General features: G+C 61.5%; 15 protein-coding genes. 10 read left to right on the forward strand and 5 right to left on the reverse strand.

Translation table 11 applies throughout. From position 1 onward, the window contains the following. Nucleotides 1-21 precede the first annotated feature (21 nt). The gene (locus tag RJ1_RS21550; RefSeq protein ID WP_073363773.1) at nt 22-1,188 is read right to left on the reverse strand and encodes an LLM class flavin-dependent oxidoreductase; all 1,167 of its coding nucleotides are present in this window, start codon (nt 1,186-1,188) and stop codon (nt 22-24) included. A 411-nt stretch (nt 1,189-1,599) separates the two neighbouring features. Between RJ1_RS21550 and RJ1_RS21555 the strand changes: the two genes are divergently transcribed. Beyond that, nucleotides 1,600-3,258 carry a class I adenylate-forming enzyme family protein gene (locus RJ1_RS21555; protein WP_073363874.1) on the forward strand — a complete coding sequence of 553 codons (1,659 nt, stop codon included), beginning with the start codon at nt 1,600-1,602 and terminating at the stop codon, nt 3,256-3,258. A gap of 5 nt (nt 3,259-3,263) precedes the next feature. Then, entirely contained in the window at nt 3,264-3,923 is a 660-nt protein-coding gene (locus RJ1_RS21560; RefSeq protein ID WP_083400658.1) for a carboxymuconolactone decarboxylase family protein, read from the forward strand. 63 nt (nt 3,924-3,986) lie between these two features. Here RJ1_RS21560 and RJ1_RS21565 read toward each other — a convergent pair whose 3' ends face one another. Then, nucleotides 3,987-5,432 (reverse strand): 3,4-dihydroxy-2-butanone-4-phosphate synthase, encoded by a 1,446-nt coding sequence (locus RJ1_RS21565; RefSeq protein WP_083400659.1) that lies wholly within the window; start codon nt 5,430-5,432, stop codon nt 3,987-3,989. A 113-nt stretch (nt 5,433-5,545) separates the two neighbouring features. After that, a complete protein-coding gene (locus RJ1_RS21570; protein ID WP_073363779.1) occupies nt 5,546-8,215 on the reverse strand; it encodes a LuxR C-terminal-related transcriptional regulator in 2,670 nt (889 codons plus the stop codon). Nucleotides 8,216-8,446: 231 nt separating this feature from the next. On the opposite strand from RJ1_RS21570, the gene RJ1_RS21575 reads away from it, so the two are divergent. Genes RJ1_RS21575 through RJ1_RS21585 form a run of 3 tightly spaced genes read left to right on the forward strand, consistent with a single transcriptional unit; the run spans nt 8,447 to nt 10,799 of the window. Next, the gene (locus tag RJ1_RS21575; RefSeq protein WP_073363781.1) at nt 8,447-8,848 is read left to right on the forward strand and encodes a nuclear transport factor 2 family protein; all 402 of its coding nucleotides are present in this window, start codon (nt 8,447-8,449) and stop codon (nt 8,846-8,848) included. Nucleotides 8,849-8,907: 59 nt separating this feature from the next. Then, nucleotides 8,908-10,023, forward strand: a complete 1,116-nt coding sequence (locus RJ1_RS21580) for an LLM class flavin-dependent oxidoreductase (protein WP_073363783.1) — start codon at nt 8,908-8,910, stop codon at nt 10,021-10,023. 26 nt (nt 10,024-10,049) lie between these two features. Beyond that, nucleotides 10,050-10,799, forward strand: coding sequence for a glucose 1-dehydrogenase (locus RJ1_RS21585; protein WP_037243440.1), 750 nt, complete (start codon nt 10,050-10,052; stop codon nt 10,797-10,799). A gap of 127 nt (nt 10,800-10,926) precedes the next feature. Here RJ1_RS21585 and RJ1_RS21590 read toward each other — a convergent pair whose 3' ends face one another. Then, nucleotides 10,927-12,735: an MFS transporter gene (locus RJ1_RS21590; protein WP_073363785.1), complete on the reverse strand. Its 1,809-nt coding sequence runs from the start codon at nt 12,733-12,735 to the stop codon at nt 10,927-10,929. 351 nt (nt 12,736-13,086) lie between these two features. Here RJ1_RS21590 and RJ1_RS21595 point away from each other — a divergent pair, with 351 nt between their 5' ends. Beyond that, complete coding sequence (locus tag RJ1_RS21595) at nt 13,087-13,485, forward strand: hypothetical protein (RefSeq protein WP_073363786.1); 399 nt, start codon at nt 13,087-13,089, stop codon at nt 13,483-13,485. Here RJ1_RS21595 and RJ1_RS21600 read toward each other — a convergent pair. Beyond that, nucleotides 13,469-13,972: a hypothetical protein gene (locus RJ1_RS21600; RefSeq protein WP_073363788.1), complete on the reverse strand. Its 504-nt coding sequence runs from the start codon at nt 13,970-13,972 to the stop codon at nt 13,469-13,471. The two genes, RJ1_RS21595 and RJ1_RS21600, sit on opposite strands and share 17 nt — an antisense overlap. 761 nt (nt 13,973-14,733) lie before the next feature. Here RJ1_RS21600 and RJ1_RS21605 point away from each other — a divergent pair. The 4 genes from RJ1_RS21605 (at nt 14,734) to RJ1_RS46000 (ending at nt 19,499) form a co-directional block, all read left to right on the forward strand. Beyond that, nucleotides 14,734-16,254, forward strand: coding sequence for a sugar transferase (locus RJ1_RS21605; RefSeq protein ID WP_073363790.1), 1,521 nt, complete (start codon nt 14,734-14,736; stop codon nt 16,252-16,254). A 480-nt stretch (nt 16,255-16,734) separates the two neighbouring features. Further along, on the forward strand, nt 16,735-17,292 hold the full coding sequence (locus tag RJ1_RS45995) for an SGNH/GDSL hydrolase family protein (protein WP_143048945.1): 558 nt from the start codon (nt 16,735-16,737) through the stop codon (nt 17,290-17,292). A gap of 57 nt (nt 17,293-17,349) precedes the next feature. Next, on the forward strand, nt 17,350-18,222 hold the full coding sequence (locus tag RJ1_RS21610; RefSeq protein WP_143048946.1) for a glycosyltransferase family A protein: 873 nt from the start codon (nt 17,350-17,352) through the stop codon (nt 18,220-18,222). Continuing rightward, the gene (locus tag RJ1_RS46000; protein ID WP_143048947.1) at nt 18,219-19,499 is read left to right on the forward strand and encodes a hypothetical protein; all 1,281 of its coding nucleotides are present in this window, start codon (nt 18,219-18,221) and stop codon (nt 19,497-19,499) included. Before RJ1_RS21610 ends, RJ1_RS46000 begins: the two co-directional genes overlap by 4 nt. The last annotated feature ends 81 nt before the right edge of the window (nt 19,500-19,580 follow it).

The raw sequence follows: 19,580 nt of genomic DNA on the forward strand, positions 1-19,580 counted from the left end.
AGCCGGGGCAGTCCCGTGGGTTCAGCCCACTGCGACGGTTTCGTGTGTTCCTTCGACCGGAACGTTCGGTACGACCTCGGTGGCGAAAAGGCGGAGGGATTCGATCCACGGCTCGGGATCGTCCATGGCGTCGTGAGTGTTGACGGCAAGCTGTCCGTACCTGAAGCCGGCCAGGTCGAAGGTCTTCTCGATCTTCTCGATGACGGTGTCCGGGCTTCCGCAAAGCCACACGTTGTCGGCCAGGTAGTCGAGATCGACGTCGTCGATGTCGACCTTGTGGTCGGCGTCGTCGATGAAGCCCTGAAGGATCCGGTACTTCTGGTAGACCGGCATCAGGTACTTCTGCCAGGCGAGTCCCAGTGCACCGCTCTTTGCCTTCTCCTTGGCCTCTTCGTCGGTCTTCGCCACGAACACATCTCGTGCGATCTTGAATCGAGATCCCTGCGGGGTTCCGCCGATGGACCTGACCGCCTCCGAATATGTGTCCCACTGCGATCTCAGCAAGGCCGAACCACCGTAGAACGAGATCGGGGTCCAGCCTCGTTCGCCTGCGAGGCGATGCGACGGCGAGTTCTTGCTCAGGCCTGTGACCGCGATTTCGAGGCCGTCCGCGCCACCATGGGGTGAGTGATCCGCGGTCAGGTGGTACTCCTCGCCTTCCTTGACCTTGAACTCTCCATGGGACGCGACACTACCGGGATCGATCTGTCCGTCGAGGCGGGCGGCCTTGTAGTACTTGCCTTCGAAGTCGAATGGCTCCTGGCGCCACACTTTGTCCATCACCTCCAGTCCCTCCATCAGGCGGGGGTGAGCTTCGGACAGGTCGCCGGGCTGGCCGCGAAGCACTGCCTCGTTCTCCCACGATCCGGCTCCGACCCCGAGGAAGTACCTGTCCTCGAGCAACTGCGAGGTGTAGCCGATCTGAATGGCGAGCGTCGACGGGTTGTGCAGGGGCACGATGTGCGCCATGGGCGCGAAGCGCATGCGCTCGGTGATCTGTGCTGCCGCGACGATCAGCAACTCGGGATTCGGAATGTTCTCCCATGCCTGCATGCCGTGCTCGCCGACCATGAAATCGCGGTAGCCGAACTTGTCGCATGCTGCTGCAAGCAGGAGTGAGTATTCGAAGGTGTCCTTGTCCTTGCGACCGGGACGCATGTACGGGGTGTGGAAAACGCCGCATTCCATTGGTGAATCTCCAGCTTCTCGTCGTCGTGAATGCACTCTGCTGCGGTGGCGGCACGAGCCTGACAGTGGTGGTGGACAGCCCCGGGAAAGCGAGGGTGGGTTCGTGGAACGTGCATGCAGAGCTGTTCTGTCCGATCGATCCGACACATGTCGTGGCGGTCCGCCAGGCGAAATGCTCGCATCGGCGTATTCCCAACGTAGGGTGATCCGGATCACTTTGTCAACTGCAACGTTGACGTTGAAGTGGGGTGTAATCAACACTCATGTAAATCAACTTCAGCGTTGACAGTGTGACGTGAGTCGCTTAGCGTCTACGTCGACACGTTCCCCTGGTGCGCGCGGATCAAGCGCCGCTGATCAAGACAACTTCGGTGGCGCATCCGCTGCCGACGATCGATGATTGAGGACGAGATGACTGACATCGGCGACTGGTGCAACGTAACCCCACTCGGCGACCTGCTGGTGCGCGGTGCGCACCTGTGCCCTGACCGCGACCTGATCGTATTTCCCGAGGCGCGGTTCACGTATGCCCAGGTGCTCGACGGCGCGGTCGCGGTCGCGCGAGGTCTGTTGGCCATGGGCGTCGGGTCCGGTGATCACGTCGCGCTCCTGGCGCCGAACGGTATCGAGTTCGTCGAGGGGCTCTTCGGATCGGCGTTGATCGGGGCGGTAGTCGTGCCGCTCAACGCGCGGCACAAAGCGAAGGAGCTCGGCTACATCATCGAGAACGCGGACATCACCGCGTTGCTGACGGTGTCCGGTCCCGACGACTACGTCGACTTCGTGCAGGTGCTGCACGAAGCGCTGCCCTCCTTGTCCGCGGCGGGCTCAGGTGATCTCGATCTTCCCGAAGCACCGCGGCTGCGTCGAGCCGTATTGCTGAAAGGAACCGAACGGCCCGGTTTCACGTCCAGGGCAGACCTGGATGCGGCAGCAGAGACCGTCGACGCGACTCTCGTGCATCGTCATCGCCGCCGGGTGCGGACGAGGGACATCGCCGCGATCCTGTACACGTCGGGGACCACCGCGAACCCCCGTGGATGCCTGCTCACCCACGAATCGATGACGCGTGGCCCGGTGGAGCGCGCGACCGGCCGCCTCTCGGCAGGAGAGCGCCACATCAGCTGGGCCGGCGGACCACTGTTCCACATCGCTGCGCTGGCCCCACTCATCGGCGCAATCGGTGCCGGGGGAACGTTCCTGACCGACACGTTCTTCGAACCTGGCCGGGCCATCGAGCTGATCAGGGCCGAACGGCCCACCTGCGTCTGGCCCTGGTTCCCCGCACCGATGCAGATGATGATGGCGCACCCGAACTTCGACGCAGCGGAGTTCGACTCGATTCGGTACGTGTTCCTGATCGGTCCCCGCGTCCTCATCGAAGAGGTTCAGAATCTGTTCCCGGCCGCCGAGCTCATGGCCGCATGCGGAATGACGGAAACGACCGGCATCTATGCCCTCAGCGAGCCGGACGAGTCGTTCGAGGATCGAAGCGGTGCGCAAGGAAAGGCCGTACCCGGCATCGAGATTCGAATCGTCGATCCGTTCAGTGGTGCCGAGCAGCCGGCCGGAGTTCCCGGTGAGATCTTGATTCGCGGTTACTGCGTGACCGAGGGGTACTACAAGGATCCCGCAAAGACCGCCGAGACGATCGATTCCGACGGCTGGTTGCGGACCGGCGACCTCTACAGCCGTACCGAGTCGGGGTGCCTGGTGTTCCACGGACGGCTCAAGGACATGCTCAAGGTCGGTGGTGAGAACGTCGCGGCCATCGAAGTCGAGTCCTTCCTTTGTGAGCATCCTGCTGTGTTGACGGCCGCCGTCATCGGCCGCCCGGACGACCGGCTCGACGAAGTGCCCGTGGCATTCGTCGAGGTCCGAGAAGGACGTCAGCTGACAGAAGCGGAGCTGATCGAATTCTGTGACGGCAAGATCGGCCGGTACAAGGTCCCGCGCGCAGTGTTCTTCGTCGAGCCCGGCGAGTGGCCGATGTCGGCGACGAAGATCAACAAGCGCGGACTCAAAGCGCAACTGGCGACGCTGGCCAGCTCGCTGAGTGCAGCCGGATGACCTCCATGACAGTCGAGTTCGACATCGGAGATCTTCGTGTGTTGGCCGAAGGGATTTTGAAAGACGTGGACGAGGGCTCAGCCCTCGATGAGCAGACGCGTGTGCTCACCCACATCGCGGTGTGTTCGGCGGCCACGACGATGGATGTGGCGGGTACCGGCCGCTATATCGAGGAGGCGCTCGATCTGGGTCTCGACGCCACGCAGATCCAGGAGGCGTTGACGGTGGTCTCGGGTCTCGGTGTGCACACGCTGTTCGAGGCGTCCAGGCAGTTGTCGAGTGCCGTTCTGCGCAGAGGCGGTGGCGAGGCCGAACCGCTCGATGCTTCGCAGCAGGACTTGTGGGACCGCCACGTCGGTACCGATCCGTACTGGCAGCGGATGGAGGACGAGCTTCCGGGATTCTTCGATGCACTGCTGCGGATGTCACCAGAAACGTTCGTCGCGTTCTTCGACTACTGCGCAGTGCCGTGGAAGAGTCGGGCATTACGGGCCGTGACCAAGGAATTGATCTCTCTCGCTGCCGATTCCACTCCCACCCACCGATACAAGCCCGGGTTCCTGTTACACCTGAAGAACGCCCTCGACCTCGGAGCAGGTGCCCGCAGCATCCGCGAAGTTCTCGATATCGCGGCAGCTGCTCCTGAGCACCACGGTGTCGGCTGACCTTTCTCTTTGCACAGGACCGGCCCCGATACGAACTTTCGTATCGGGGCCGATCCGTATTGTTCAGCCGGCGATCAGCGATCGTGTCCGTACCACGTCGGCGGCGAGGGCGGCGACCAGTTCCTCCTTCGACGCAAAGGTCACCTGTCCGCGCATCCACTGGTGGAGGCTCACCTCGAGAGTTGCGTCGTAAAGATCACCGTCGAAGTCAAGCAAGTGTGCCTCGAGCAGTCGAACTCCGGACCTGCCGTAGAACGTCGGGCGCCGGCCTATCGATATCGCAGCGATCGCGGTCGAGCCGTCGGGGAGTGTGCACCGGCCTGCCCACACACCGTCGGCGACAGAATTCGAATCTTCCAGCTCCAGATTCGCAGTGCGGAAGCCAAGCTCTCGTCCGCGTTGATCGCCGTGAACGACCGTGCCGACGATGGAAGGATTCTCGAATCCGAACGGCGCCGGAGCGTTACCGCGAGCGAGCGACGCAGAGCCTCCGGCGCTGATGCTCAATCCGATGTGCCACATCATCGTCCGCGACTCGGGTGGAAAATTGCTCAGTGAGGGGGAGTGGTAGCCGCACTCGCGCACCACCTCGGCGAGGTCGCCGTGCGTGTCGGCCGAGATGTAGTTGTTCGGGGCGTATCTCGCCACCACCACGGCTCCGTAGCCGTGTTCGGCCACCTGCGCCAGTGCCACGCCGATCGGGCCGTCCTGACACAGATGCGGTGCGGGATCGCTCTCTTGCTGGAAGCAGACGAGCGGGGTTGTGCCGGCGACGGCCGGTCCGATGGAGTAGGTGAGATAGTCCGAGCCCGTGACGTCACTGCGGTAGCCGACGCAGCGAACTGGGCCGTGGACGCTGTCACGCTCGAAGGTGAACTGCGTCAGCGTGTGCGGTTCGGCCATTCGCCGATATGTCGCGACGTCATCGATGGACAGGTGTCCGAGTTCGTGTGCACGAGCGAATGTTTCGGCTTCAGCGGAGTCGGCGATAGCTGTCGGATCGAGCTCGGAGACGAGGGCGCTGTAGGCGCAGGTCCGATGCAAACCTGCGACGGACATGAGATCCACGGCAGCTTCCGCTGGTCCGCGGAACTCGAGCACTCCGCCGGGTACGGACCGTGCCGGAAGCACGTGCCCGGGCCGGGTGAACGCGTCGGGGGTGCTCGCCGAGTCGGCGAGTAGGCGCAGTGTGTCCGCCCTGTCCGACGCCGAAATGCCGGTGCCGGGTCCGATTGCATCGATGCTGACCGTGAACTCCGTTCCGGCATGATCTCTGTCCGCGCCGACCATGCTAGGGAGCCCGAGGCGGTCGCAGTCCGAGCCGACCATGGCGGCGCAGACCAGCCCCGAACCGTGGCGAACAAGAAATGCGATCGATTCCACGGTTGCCTTCTCGGCCGGGATCAGGATGTGGGCGTCGCTGGTGGGGGAGTTGCCGGTCAGCACGACTGGACGTCCGGCGCTCATGTCCGAGAGCGCTCGTTGCACGCGGGTTGTTGGACCATCCATTGTGGGGAACCTCGCTTCGATATGGACGACTGACGTCTGCACTGTGACGAGCGTCGCAAATTGTGCTCACTGTGTCAACATCAACGTAGACATTGAAAACGACCTTCGACGCTCTACATCCCGCGGGATGAAGGATGTGCGAGCGCGGCAGCCACCTGGTGGCGGCGGGGGACACCCAGCTTTCGGAGCACGTGTGCGACGTGCCCCTCGACGGTTCTGACCGACAGGACCAGCCTATCCGCGATCTCCTTGTTGGTGAGCCCGTCCGCAACGCACCGTGCAATGTCCAACTCGCGAGGGGAGAGCCCGACTGCCGGGTACGACGACGGCACGGGGCTGTCGGAGAACTCCTCGTCCAGGGCGTAAGCGATGAGTTCGGCCATCGACAACGTGGAGCCGCGACGATGGGATGCGGAGTAGACCGTGTCGCCGAGCGAAGTCCGCGCGCGCGATTCGTACACTTCTCGTCGTTGGACCCAATGCTGGGATCCGTATAGTTGCATGCCGAACGAATCCCACATGGACGATGCTCCGCCGAGAAGTACGGCTGCACGTTCGCCGGAACCGGTCGCGGCTTCTGCCCACGCGAGAAGGTCTGTGACCAGTGTGGCTCCGACCGTGTCGTCGAAGGCGCGTTTGAGTGCGAGGGCGTCGATCGCAAGGGTGATCGCCTCGTCGTGACGGCCGCGAATCAGCGCTACCAAGCCCAGTCCGTACACGGCATACGACAACATCCATTTCTCTCCCGTTGCCGATGCCTGGGTGTGAACGAACTCGAAATGTTCGGCAGCGCGGTCGCTCTCTCCGTTCGAGCTGCACAGCATTCCCATCTCGATGTGGGCGGTCCACATGAGATCGGTGATGCCGGGCAGGCGCTCGTACAGTGCCAACGCCTCCGACAGGTTGTGTTCGCCGGCCTCGAAATCACCGCCGAGGTAGGTGTTGAGGCCTTGCGTCTGCAGAGCGAACGCGAGGGTCGCATCGTCACCGAGTTCGCGTGCGCCATGCGCGGCAGTGTCGAGTGTCCGAACTGCCTCGACCCGGTCACCCTGCATCGTCTGCAGCACGCCCAGGGTGGCGTAGAGCTGGGGTACGACGTCCTCGGCCAGGTCGGAGAGCGCGAGGAACTCTGTGACCCACATGCGGTGTTCTCGTACCGAAAAGGCCGACGACCACAGAAACCACGTCGCGACGAGGCCAGCGGCAAGGTGCAGCATCTCGTGGTTCTGGCCCGTCAGCGCCGTCTGCAGTGCGGACCGCAGGTTGGCGCGGTTCTCCCGAAGCCGGTTGCTCGCACTCTCCTGCTCGGCCCCGGTCCATGACCGGCGGGCGGTACGTACCAGCTCGGCGCACCAACGGAGGTGTGCCACCCGTAGCTCGGCCTTCTCGTTGTCGGACAGTTTGCTCGCACCGAAGTGCCGGATCGTTTCGAGCATCTTGAACCGGACATGTCCTTCGCCGGTGGTGCGTTGTAAGACCGACTTCCCGATCAGACCGGTGATGGTATCCAGAATGCTCGCGGCGTCGACAGGGGCTCCAGCGCAGATGCTCTCGGCCATGGCGAGATCGAAGCCTTCGGAGAAGATGGACAATCTCGCCCACAGCACCTGCTCCTGAGTAGTGCAGAGGTCGTAGCTCCACTCGACCGTCGCATGCAGGCTTCGATGTCTGCTCGGCCCGCCACGATTACCCGTCGTCAACAACGCCAGCCGGTCGTCGAGACGTTCTGCGAGATCGTCTACGGACAGCGCGGTCAAACGCGCACACGCCAGTTCGATGGCCAGCGGCATCCCATCCAGCTGCGTGCACACCCGGCGCACAGCGTCCCGGCTCGAATCCGTGATCGAGAATCCGGACAGTGCCGCCGATGCGCGGTTCTCGAACAACTCGATGGCGGCGCCGGGCATGTCCGGGTCGCGGTGGTCCGTCGTGGACAGCGGCTCGAGGACGTGCACGTGCTCGTCCGGAATCGACAGTACTTCACGACTCGTGACCAGGATCTTCACGTGTTCGGTGTTTCGTAGAATCAGCGCGGCCAATTCGGCGCATGCGCTGACGAGATGCTCGCAATTGTCCAGCACCAGCAACAGGTGCTTGTCGAGGAGCGATTCGAGGAGCGATTCGGTTGCACTTCGTTCCGGTGCGTCCCGCTCGTCGAACCCCAGGACGTCCAGAATGGTCTGGGGGAGCAGGGTTTCGCTTCGCAGGGACGCCAGCTCCACGAAGCGGATTCCATCGGCAAATGCCCGCCGGTACGCGGTGGCGGCCTCTGCTGCGAGTCGGGTCTTGCCGATGCCACCGGGGCCGGTGACGGTGACGAGGCGGCCGTCGCCGAGCAGCACCCGGATTCTGTGGAGTTCTTCGCTGCGGCCGACGAAACTCGTCGAGAAGAGTGGAATATCGGTTGCACTGGGCATGCGGGTGCTCGACGTGCGCGTGCCGGACGTTCGCGGCGAACGCTCCTCCTTGATGCGGTGGACCGCGCTCGCCAGAGTATTCCGCGATCCGCTCCATTCCAGTTCCCGATGCAGCTGGGCCACCGTGACGTCGGGGTCTGCGTCGAGCGCCGCGGCGATCCGGGGTCGGAGGGCATCGGCCGACGATCCTGACCGTGGCCGATGGTCCTGGGGTGGTGCCTCGAATTCGAGGGCGCGGCGCACCGTGTTGCGCGAGATCTTCAATCGCGTCGCGATGCCCGAGATCGATTCGCCGGATTGTCGAAGCTCGACTATCTCTCGCCACTCGTCAGCGTTCACGGTGTCCTCTCTGTCGCACGCGGGCATCTGTGACCGGTGTCACTGTTCGATCATGTCGCTCCCTGACCGCGTGGTCAAGATCTGACAACACGCGTATTGACCAATTGCAGCGGCGTGCCTCGTCGTGCATATCGGCTCTGAGCTGGTCGGATGCCGTCAGATTCGGGAGGGGTGGGGAATCGAGTATTACTACGGTTTCGCCTCGAGCGCTGCCGGCGGACAGTGATCCGGGTCATACAGGAAAGAAACGGAGCATCCATGACTACGCCGGAACAGAACATCGACTTGGCCGACAACTTCGCAAAGGTCTTCTCCACGGGCGACGTGGAGCAGATTCTCGACACTCTCCATCCCGAGGCGACCTACTGGGTCTCGGGACGGATCGATGGGATGTCGGGCAGCTATGACAAGGAAGGTCTCGGCGCGTTGCTCGGCGGGGTCACCTCCGTGTACGAGAACGGCGCGCTCGAAATCACCCCTACTTCGGCAATCGCGCAAGGCGACAAGGTGGCTGTCGAGGCGACGTCGTACGCGAAGTTGAAGAACGGCAAGGTCTATCAGAACGCGTACCACTTCCTGTTCGAGTTTCGCGACGGCAAGATCCTGTCCGTCAAGGAGTACATGGATACCCAGCACGCATACGACATCTTCTATGCCTGACAAGGGGTTTCGTACCGCACTGGGTAATCGACCACAAGTTAGTTGAAAGGCAGTTCACGATGGCAATGGAAACCGGACTCATCGTCCACCCGTACATGCGCCCTGAGCGGACCGCGCGCCAGACATTCGACTGGTGCGTACAGCAGGCCGTCGAGGCCGATAAGATCGGCTTCGACTCGATCATGTTCTCCGAACACGCTTCACAGCGTTGGGAGAACATCCCCAACCCGGAGCTGATTATCGCAGCAGCCGCACGCCAGACCGAGCGGATCAAGTTCGCGCCGATGGCTCACATCCTTCCCCATCACAATCCGGCGAAGCTCGCGATCATGGTCGGCTGGCTCTCGCAGATCCTCGAGGGTCGGTATTTCCTCGGCGTCGGTGCGGGTGCGTACCCGCAGTCCACGTACATCCACGGCATCAAGAACGGTGACGACACGCAATTCACCAACGAGATGGTCCGCGAATCGCTCGAGATCATGGAGAAGATCTGGAAGCGTGAACCGTTCTTCTACGAGGGACGTTTTTGGAATGCGGGCTACCCCGAAGAGTTGCACGGCGAAGAGGGCGACGACCAGCACATGCTCGCGGACCTCAGCCCGTGGGGTGGTGCACCGGAGATCGCGGTGACCGGATTCAGTGCCAAGTCGCCGTCGATGAAGTTTGCGGGCGAGCGCGGATTCCGACCGATGTCGATCTTCTCCGGTCTGGACGCTCTGAAGACGCACTGGGAGACCTACTCTACGGCTGCGGAGGCCAATGGGCACGTCGCGGATCGCGCGCGCTATCACGTGTCCCAGACAGTGTTCGTCGCCGACACGGACAAAGAGGCGAAGCGGCTCGTGATGGAGGGGCCTATCGGATACTGCTTCGAGCGCTACCTCATTCCCATCTGGTGGCGGTTCGGGATGATGGATGGATTCATCAAGGACGCCGGCGCGGACAGGGCCGACGTCGACCTCGAGTGGGTTGTCGACAACGTGTTCTGTGTGGGCTCACCGGACACCGTGGTGGACAAGATCAATACTTTGTTCGAGGCCAGCGGCGGTTGGGGCACCCTGCAGGTCGAATCGCACGACTACTACGACGATCCCGCGCCCTGGTTCAATTCGCTGGCCATGATCCAGAAGGAAGTGGCCCCCAAGATCTCGCTTCCTGTGTCGGTGACGTCGTAGTACTCGGATCGAACGAAGGGACAGAAATGACAAAGCGGTTGGAGGGCAAAGTGGCCCTCATCACCGGCGCATCTCGGGGCATGGGCGAGTCGCACGCGAAGGCGTTCGTCGAACACGGGGCGAAGGTCGTACTGGCGGATGTGACGGACCACGCAGGGGAGTTGCTCGCCAAGGAATTGGGTTCGAATGCACTATTCGTGCATCACGACGTCACGCAACTCGATTCATGGACAAATGCCGTCGAACAGAGTGTGAAGGCGTTCGGCGAGATCAACGTGCTGGTGAACAATGCAGGGGTTCTCGGCCCGCTGGCCACGACGGCAGAGCTCACCGAGGACGACTACCGGAAGGTGTGCAGTATCAACCAGGACGGTGTGTTCTTCGGGATGAAAGCCGTTCTGCCCTCCATGGAACGAGCCGGTATCGGCTCCATCGTCAACATCTCGTCGATCGCCGGCATGGCCGCGAACTACGGGTTCCCCAGTTTGGCGTACGTCGCAAGCAAGTTCGCGGTCCGCGGCATGACGAAAGCGACAGCCGTCGAATACGGACCCAAGAACATTCGCGTCAATTCCGTGCACCCTGGGTTCATCCAGACTCCGATGATGGTGGAGGCCACCAACGAAGAGGGCGGCGACGCCTTGGCTCAGATTCCCCTCGGTCGCATCGCAGATCCGCAGGAGGTGTCCAACCTCGTTCTGTTCCTCGCGTCGGACGAATCCTCCTACATCACCGGATCGGAGCACCTGGTCGACGCAGGCATGCTCGCTCAGTAGGTGCTGAGCCCAAGGTTGTGGAAGGTCTTCAACGGACCTTCCACAACCTGGTGGCAATCGGATGGTGTTGTTCGGCAACCGATTCGGCGGTCACGTGAGGTTCGGTGAATCCTCGTCCAGGGTCTGGTCAGTTCGTCCGGTCGTGGACGAGTTCGCTCGGGCCGATTCCGGCCTCACCGGCGATTCCGGCGAGTTCCGCGCCGACCGATTCGTGCGGTTCGTCGGCCGTGGGCTTCTTCTGCGGTCCCGTGAGCAGTGAGGCGATCCCGCCGATCACGCACGCGACGATCGCGAAGGCGAACGCCATGGCGAGGCCGTCGGCGAACGGACCCGAGATCAGCTGGGGGAAGAAGTCGAGGCCGGTCAGGTGCGCCTGCTGCTGCTCGGTGAGCGAGGACAGTTGCGGTCCGAGCAGTTCCTTGATCGGGTTGACGCCGAGGAACGCAGCGAACAGCACGGCGACGGTGGGCAGATTCGCGATCTGGGTCGCCTGCGCCGCGGGAACCCCGTTCGCCATCAGTCCGTCGCTCATCGCCGTCGGCAGGTGGGTGCTCAAGCCGGCGATCATCAGGCTGAAGAAGAACCCGATCGACAGCACCATCGCCGCGTTCTGGAACGTCGTCATCATGCCCGCGCCCACGCCGCGCGCGTTCGCGGGCAGGCTGTTCATCACCTCGGCGCGGTTGGGTGCCGAGAACATGCCCATGCCGATGCCGTTGATCAACAGTGTCACGGCGAATGCCCAGTAGTGGAAGTTCACCGGGAGCGCGATCAACAAACCGAACGTGCCCGCGGTGATGAACATGCCGGTGCTCGTGAACCACTTGGTGCCGAACCTGTCGGAGATCACACCGGACACCGGTGCCGACAGCAGGAATCCGACGGTCATCGGGAGCATGTAGATGCCCGCCCACAGCGGGGTGCGGCTGTAGTCGTAGCCGTGCTGCGGCAGCCAGATGCCCTGGAGCCAGATGATGAGGATGAACTGCAGACCGCCGCGGCCCAGTGACGCGACCAGGTTGGCGATGTTGCCCCAGGTGAACGACTTGATCTGGAACAGGTGCAGGTTGAACAGGGGATTCGCGACCTTGGTCTCAATGACGCAGAAGGCCGCGAGGACGGCGAGACCGCCGATGAGGCATGTCAGCACCATCGGGCTGCCCCATCCCATCGACGAGGACCCGTAGGGCTGGATGCCGTAGGTGATGCCGACGAGGACGGCGATCAGTCCGACGGCGAACGTGATGTTGCCCCACCAGTCGATGTCGGCGTGCTGGCGGACGCCGGTGTCGTGGAGTTTCAGGTACGCCCAGATGGTGCCGACCACGCCGAAGGGAACCGAGACGAGGAAGATCAGATTCCAGTGGATCGGCGCGAGGATGCCACCGATGAGCAGGCCGAGGAACGACCCGGCGATCGCGGCGACGCCGTTGATGCCGAGCGCGAGCCCGCGCTGATCGGCGGGAAAGGCGTCGGTGAGGATGGCCGACGAGTTCGCCATCAGGAAGGCTCCGCCCACGCCCTGCACGACGCGCCACCCGATGAGCCACAGTGCCGCCTCGGAGCCGTCGAACCAGGTCACCGCCAGGAAGATCGAGGCGATCGTGAACACCGCGAAGCCCATGTTGTACATCCGGGCCCGGCCGTACATGTCGCCGAGGCGTCCGAAGCTCACCACCAGGACCGCGGTGACGACGAGGAAGCCCATCATCATCCACAGCAGGTAGCTGGTGTTGCCGGGCTCGAGCGGGTTGAGGTGGATGCCCTTGAAGATGTCGGGGAGTGCGATCAGCACGATGGACGAGTTGATCGTCGCGACCAGCATGCCGAGCGTGGTGTTCGACAGCGCAATCCACTTGTAGTGGGGGCCGAGTTCGTCGAGCGTCCGGGGGCCGTCACCGGTCGAAACGGGGGGTTCCTGCGTGTGCGAGACCAAGGAATTTCACCTCTCGGGTTTTCATAGTTTTCAAAAGTAAGTAATCGGAAAGCAAAGTGTTCTGTTGTCGCGTGTTCTGTGTGGTGGGGCATTCGGCCGACCGCGGCATCCCCTAATCGGAAATGCCCGGTTTGTCCGTTATGTCGCTGTCGCTCAATCGGTTCCGTCGAGCGTGGTCGATCAGGTTTGTCATGATACGGCGTCTCGATCAGTGCCGCAGCGCTGCGTCGCGGGGGCCGATCGGGGGACATCCGCTTCATCCCATTTTAGGCCCGATCGGGGGACAGGTGCCGCGCCCGGCTCGCGAAAGGATGGTGTACATCGGGTTGGACCACGAGCAGGAAAAGGGCGATGTCGACAATTGCAAGTACCGGACTGGCGGAGTTGGCATCCGAGTGGTGTACCGAGGCGGAGATTCAGGTGCAGCCGACCGCGGTCGCCGGCGGACGGAACGCGACGCGGAGTGTGTTGTTCATCGGCAACCCGTCCACCGTCACCGAGGTGACGCACTGGGCCGCCGTCAGGCACTGGACGGTGGAGCAGGGGCTGAAGCCGGTCCGTGACTTCGGCGTCGACGTGCTGTGCGCGATCGTCACCGAAGCCGTAGTCCACGGGACCTGTTCCGGTTCGGACGCAGCTGTCGTGGACCGCGTGCACGCCTGCGGACTGGAGTGCATCCCCGTCTACGACATCGAGCCGTGGGGAACGGACCGGTTGTCCGGGGTGCTTGGGCCTACGTCGGCTCCGTGAGTGCGCGTTGCGCCGCCGGCCAGAACTCGAATCCTGCGGTCATCAGTCCGCCGAGTCCGATGATGATCACCGCGGCGTCGACGCTCGTCCGCCCCTCCTTCGCCCAGTAGACGTCTTCGAGGTCGAGCAGCAACGCCAGTTCGTCGACGATGAGCGCGGTGCCGACGCCGTAGGAGACGGGCACCGTCGGATGGCGGCGTTGCTTCTCGGAGCCGCGCACCGCGACGGCCCCCACCCCTGCCAGCGCGGCGATCCCGAGGTTGTAATGGTGGAAATGGCGGCCGTGGAGACTCAACCCGCCACCGGCCGGCCCGTGCCCACGCCTGATCCAGTGCGTCAACGCCCGCACCCCCGCGAACGTCAGCGTGAACGCCGCCCACGACGCCACCGCCGACTGCTCACTCGGATCGAGCTTCCTCCGCCACGCCGCACGCAGCCGGCGCCAGCGACTGCGGTGGGGAGCATTTGCGAGTTGGCGAGTGGTCACGGCGTCAATCGTGCCACTGACTCGGGTGGTCTATCTGGAATTCGGTCGCAGAGCGACGGATAGGCCGCGATAAGTAATCGGAATTGAAACACCGTTCCCAGGCAAGCGTTTCTAACTCTGCCCGCCCCCACGTCGGAGGGCGGGCATCTCCTCGCTACGAATTGACGCTGCCGAAATTCAGCGCGTGCACCAGTTCGGAGCCGAACGAGAAAAGCATTCCCCAAGGGGTATTCCAAATACGGTCCGTGTCCACGTGAACACTCTGTCTGTTGGTTGTGATGGTTCGGCGCCGATCGTAGAGCGGCCTATCAGGCGCTTACGCGGTGGCGCCTCAGGATCATTCACGCAAATGACAGGAGACGGCCAGCGGTAGCGGGGCGGTTGGCGTGCCAGGGATCGCCGCATTGGGCTACGTGACGGCTGCACGGAGATGCCATCTTGACCTGACTCTCGAGTAGAGTTCGCCCAAAATACCGGAACTTCTTTCAGGGCGCCAGGACCTTAGTCCCTATCCACGGCGCCCTACGTGGTGTACATCGTGTCATTCATTCGATCTACAGCCCCATGACCTGCACAGGAACCTGTTCTCGCCGTTCGAATCTCGCGTCTGTGACTCTCGCCACTCCGGTTGTAACGAAGTTGGTTGAAGGTGCGATCATCATCCCGGCAGCAAAACAGGGGGGCGGTTGTCAGTCACCGCCAACAGTCGCAAGACAAGAGCGCTTGCCGGCTTATTGGTTCTCAGGTGGAAGGCAACGAATGTGACCGCATTCGATGTTCCGCTCGGCCCTGCATCGGGTGCGCCGGGCGCGACAACGGTCTCTTCGGAGACGGGACGACTCGGGAGTCGTCGAGAGTGGCAGGCGGCGTACATCCGACGACTGCTCATCTCCGACACCCTGGTGGTGATCGCTGCTGTCGCGCTGGCCCAGTGGATTCGATTCGGCGACAGTGGTGTTCTGACGACAGGCGAAGCAATCCATAGTCTGAGCTACACGCTGGTGTCGGCTCTGCTCGTTGTCGCGTGGCTGGTGACGTTGGTGATTTTCCGGACCCGCACGATCCGGGTCATCGGTAGCGGACCCGACGAGTACCGCCGGATATTCGTATCGACTGTGCGTCTCTTCGGATTCATTGCGATCCTGGCGCTCCTTTTCAGGCTCGACCTGGCACGCCTCTACTTGGCAATCGCGTTCCCGGTGGGCTTGATTGCCCTGATGGTGAACCGCTGGGTGTGGCGCCAGGTGATCACGCGCAAGCGTTCGCGCGGAGAGTTTCAGACGTCCGTCCTGGTTGTCGGTGGGGAACGTTCGGTGCGGAATCTCGCCGAATCGTTCGCCCGCGGCACCGCTGACGGTTACCGGGTTGTCGGCGTCTGCATCCCAGGGCATACCGGTACGCACGGCGACAAGATCACTGTGAACGGGCGGGAGATCCCAGTGCTCGGGGATGAGCAGGACGTGGTTGAGTCGCTGGAGTTCTGCCAGGCCGACACAGTGGCTGTTACGGCAACCGAGCACCTCGGTCACGACGGAATGCGGGACCTGGCGTGGGCGCTAGAGCCCCACCATGTCGACCTCGTGGTCGCCCCTGGGATGATGGATGTCTCGGGCCCTCGGCTCTCAATGCGACCCGTTGCCGGCCTTCCGCTGATCCATGTGGAGAAGCCGCAGTACCACGGTGCACAGCGGTTCTCGAAGCTGTCCTTCGACTTCGTGTTCGCGACACTTGCGCTAATCATGATCAGCCCGGTCTTGTTGGCGGTCGCAATCGCAATCAAGCTGACTAGTAGAGGTCCCGTCTTCTACAAGTCGGAGCGGATGGGCTTGGACGGCAGGCCGTTCCCGATGCTCAAGTTCCGCAGCATGGTGGTGGACGCCGACAAGCAGGTGGCCTCGCTGATGAAGGCGAACGAGGGCGCCGGCGTGCTGTTCAAGATGCGTGAAGACCCACGGGTGACGAAGGTCGGCCGCTTCATGCGCAAGTTCAGCATCGACGAGCTGCCCCAGTTCATCAACGTCCTGCGTCGCGAGATGAGTGTGGTCGGTCCTCGACCGCCGCTGCGCCGCGAAGTCGAAGCCTACGACGGCACGGTTCGGCGCCGGCTGCTTGTGAAGCCCGGCGTTACGGGACTGTGGCAGGTGAGTGGGCGGTCCGATCTGTCGTGGGAAGAGACTGTGCGGCTGGACCTCTCGTACGTGGAGAACTGGTCGATGATGGGGGATCTCCTCATCATTGGCAAGACCGTGAGGGCGGTGATCGCAGGTGAAGGTGCGTACTGAAGCGACAGTGATGCGATCGGATCGTCCGAAGTCGGTCGGCTTCAGGGTGTGCCAAAGTTGCCAGACCGTTGATGCTCTGCAGTACCTGGTCCACCCATGAAATCGGATTTACTTGCCGGTTCGGTGCCTATCGATCTCAAGGTCGCTGGGATGGACATGGGGCTGGGAACCGGTGATCGGTCGATAAGAATCAAATTCGAAATAGCAGGCCCATTCGAGATTCACGCAATGGCCAGGGCGTAGGGGATTAGCGATATGATCGGGAAATTTCTACGATCACCTGACACAACGCGCGACTTGCGGAACGTCGGGTTCTGGGTATTCATCATTGTATGCGTTGGCGCGGGGATCGGGATGTATTGGCTTTCGACAACACGGACAGCAGTGGTCCGTGAAGTGCACCCCGGCTCGCCGATACCAACGAAGGTAATTTCGCCTGCGAAGACCGTTGATCTTGGCTCCGTCAAAAGCATTCTTTTCATGGGTGATTCGTGGTTCGAAGAACAAGCCAGCACGCCCTCCGTTGAAGGGTTCATGAACATAGTCGCACAGCAGCTGGGTGTTCAATCAAAGGCGTACGGCTTTGGCTCAGCCGGGTTTCACGACCCTGGGATAGACAATCGTGGAAACTTCGAGAGTCGATTTCTCGTCGAAGATTCAAAAATCGCCCCGGATTTGGTGCTTCTCGGCGGGGGAATCCATGACGTCATGGAACCGTCCAGAAACGTATACTACTCCTTCGCTTCGCTAGTAGACGCGGTGCACACTAGGTTCCCTGCCGCGCAGATCGCCTTGATCGGGCCAGCTCCGGCAACTGAAGAAATGTTCTCAAGTCTATTAACGCTGGATTACACACTGCGCAGTGCCGCTGCGGATTCGGGAGTGGTCTATATCAGTCCACTGACAGAAGGATGGATCCGGGTTGAGAATTTACCCGACTATGTCATGAGCGTGGAAGGATTGCCTTCTCTTAATGACAAGGGAAAGGAATATTTCGCCCGAAAGTTAGCCGATGCATTGCGGCACCCTTCAGAATAGTAATGCGGAAATGCACTATATAAGCCATTGTCATTCTAGCAGAGGGAGCGTTCTGTCTTGACCCCAATTGCGACGGTGGTGATGCCCGTCTATAACCGAACTACCGAGTTGAGGAGAGCCCTCGACAGCCTCGTCAAGCAGTCGATGCAGGATTACGAGTGCCTGGTGGTGGATGATGCATCGAGCATGCCGATTGAAACAATTGTCGCCGAGTATGACGACAGATTCCGGTATCTAAAGACGAAAAACAACGTGGGTCCCGCGGCAGCGAGAATCGTCGGTTTCAAGGAGATGAAAGGCGAATTTCTCTTCAGGCTAGACAGCGACAACGAGGTCTTTCCATGGGCGCTCGATCGGGCTGCTCACTTTCTTGACCTAGAGCCGAATGCGTCGGGTGTATCGGGGCTCTACGTATTTCCCGATGGACTGAGAGTGCGAGTTGGGGGCGGATCACGCCTGCTGACGCCGGTCGATTACGCCCGCGGAGTGCGGTCTCCGGTTGACATGGTCGGTGCTGTACGGCGGTCGGTTGTGGAAGAATGGCTCGCCAAAGACAATGGATACTATTCCGCGGAGTTTCACTTGTGGTTCACCTACCACATGTCACATCAACACCTTGCGGTAGATGAGCCGTGGGGGCGCTACCACGAAGGCGCTGCCAATCAGGTCACGAAATCAGCCGATGAACGCAAACACCTCGACGCACAAAGATTTGTCGAGGAGCACCGTGGGCCGTTCGCCACAGCCTCGACTCGTCCGCTAGATCAGTATCTGGGTGATGAATGGGTCCGACTTCGCCGGGCAAGACGGCCTGAAGCCGAGGCAGTCGCGGAGTGGATGGGCGTCCGGGGGATCTCGCGTACCCGCGCTGTCTATAGCCGACTGCGAGGCAAGCTTCCTGATCAGCGCGGTCGGGAGTACTGGCTATGACATCTACGATCCTCGTGGCCTCATCCGCAGCCGCATTCCGCTCTAATCGACGAGATCCACTTCCGTGGCTATTTGCTCTGGTGTTCGCGGTCGCGATTCCGGTCGCCGGAGGTGGAGGCGTGCTCGCTGCCGACGTACTAATGGCGATAATGCTCTGGCCCGCACTTCTTTCGCTCCTGAACAGGGAAATCTTCCTGCGCAGGTTATGGTTAGTCGCGCTGTTATGGAGTGCGGCACAGGTAGTCAGTGATCTTGTTCATAAGCAATACCACTTCAGCAGCCTGATGTATGTCGCACCTGTGACAGCTCTTCTCGCTACGGGTTTGCTTTGGCTGCACAGTCAACGCGCCATTTCCGTGTCCGCACTACTTGTGGCAGTGGGTGCTGGCTGGATGATTCTTGAGATCATCTCTGGGAATATCTTATCGAGCTCGAACCCGTGGAAATACGGACTCTCGACGCCCGTGACGATTCTGGTGCTATCCATCGCCTACAACAGAAAGATGTCCCGCGCCACCATCGTCGGTTTGCTACTTGCCCTTGCTGTAACGTCCTACCTCTTCGATAGCCGAATTCAACTCGCGCTATTTCTTGTCTGTGCAATAAGTCTGTGCTTCGTGCATGACTCGCGATCGAAGCAAGAAAGGCGCACGACGCGTACAATCGGCTCGCTCTTGATCGTTGGATTTTCACTGTACTCTGCATACCCGGCGGCTGCTTCTTCAGGAATTTTGGGTGTGCGCGCTAGTCAACAGCAAGCGGTGTACGACAAGGAGGGGGCCAATTATGTGCTCGCCACTCGAAAAGAATTTCCTCAGATCGCATACTTGGTTTCGCAGAATCCTGTTCTTGGCATCGGCTCGTACGGCGCGCTCTCAAGGGAGCAAAGATCCGGGGCGCTTGAGTTTGTCGATAGCCACGTAGCGCCGCTGACAGCTACGGATCGGTCCTACCTTACGAGTTCTGCTTCCACCAACGTCGGATATCGCGCACATAGTTCCGCAATGAGTAGCGCACTGTATGCCGGCATCTTTGCTTTGCCATTCTGGGTGTTCCTGCTTGTTCAGAACGGCAGAGCGGCCCTTCGGTTTGCACAGGGGAGGGGGACCGTACCTGTCCTCCTGCTTTACATGTGCGCACTAACAACATGGGACGCGTTCTTCTCTCCGATCACCAATCGAACTCACCTTAGTGTTGGAATAACACTGTTCCTACTCGCAGTGGTCATGAAGCGTGAAAAGAATGCGGACACAACGGGGCGGGCGGTGACACCATGATTAAGATCCGACTCTCTATACACACAGGACGCCCGGCTCTTCGGCCATTCGAGATGCCGATCGTTTCTCCAGGCTTGCGTG

This window comes from Rhodococcus jostii NBRC 16295 (assembly GCF_001894825.1).
Classification (GTDB): Bacteria; Actinomycetota; Actinomycetes; order Mycobacteriales; family Mycobacteriaceae; genus Rhodococcus_F; species Rhodococcus_F jostii.

Excerpts from the sequence above, each read along its gene's own strand:
- RJ1_RS46000 (WP_143048947.1), top strand. The coding sequence starts at position 18,219 with ATGACATCTACGATCCTCGTGGCCTCATCCGCAGCCGCATTCCGCTCT.
- RJ1_RS21550 (WP_073363773.1), bottom strand. The coding sequence starts at position 1,188 with ATGGAATGCGGCGTTTTCCACACCCCGTACATGCGTCCCGGTCGCAAG.
- RJ1_RS21595 (WP_073363786.1), top strand. The coding sequence starts at position 13,087 with ATGTCGACAATTGCAAGTACCGGACTGGCGGAGTTGGCATCCGAGTGG.
- RJ1_RS21585 (WP_037243440.1), top strand. The coding sequence starts at position 10,050 with ATGACAAAGCGGTTGGAGGGCAAAGTGGCCCTCATCACCGGCGCATCT.
- RJ1_RS21580 (WP_073363783.1), top strand. The coding sequence starts at position 8,908 with ATGGCAATGGAAACCGGACTCATCGTCCACCCGTACATGCGCCCTGAG.
- RJ1_RS45995 (WP_143048945.1), top strand. The coding sequence starts at position 16,735 with ATGGGTGATTCGTGGTTCGAAGAACAAGCCAGCACGCCCTCCGTTGAA.
- RJ1_RS21570 (WP_073363779.1), bottom strand. The coding sequence starts at position 8,215 with ATGCCCGCGTGCGACAGAGAGGACACCGTGAACGCTGACGAGTGGCGA.
- RJ1_RS21555 (WP_073363874.1), top strand. The coding sequence starts at position 1,600 with ATGACTGACATCGGCGACTGGTGCAACGTAACCCCACTCGGCGACCTG.
- RJ1_RS21575 (WP_073363781.1), top strand. The coding sequence starts at position 8,447 with ATGACTACGCCGGAACAGAACATCGACTTGGCCGACAACTTCGCAAAG.
- RJ1_RS21560 (WP_083400658.1), top strand. The coding sequence starts at position 3,264 with ATGACAGTCGAGTTCGACATCGGAGATCTTCGTGTGTTGGCCGAAGGG.
- RJ1_RS21565 (WP_083400659.1), bottom strand. The coding sequence starts at position 5,432 with ATGGATGGTCCAACAACCCGCGTGCAACGAGCGCTCTCGGACATGAGC.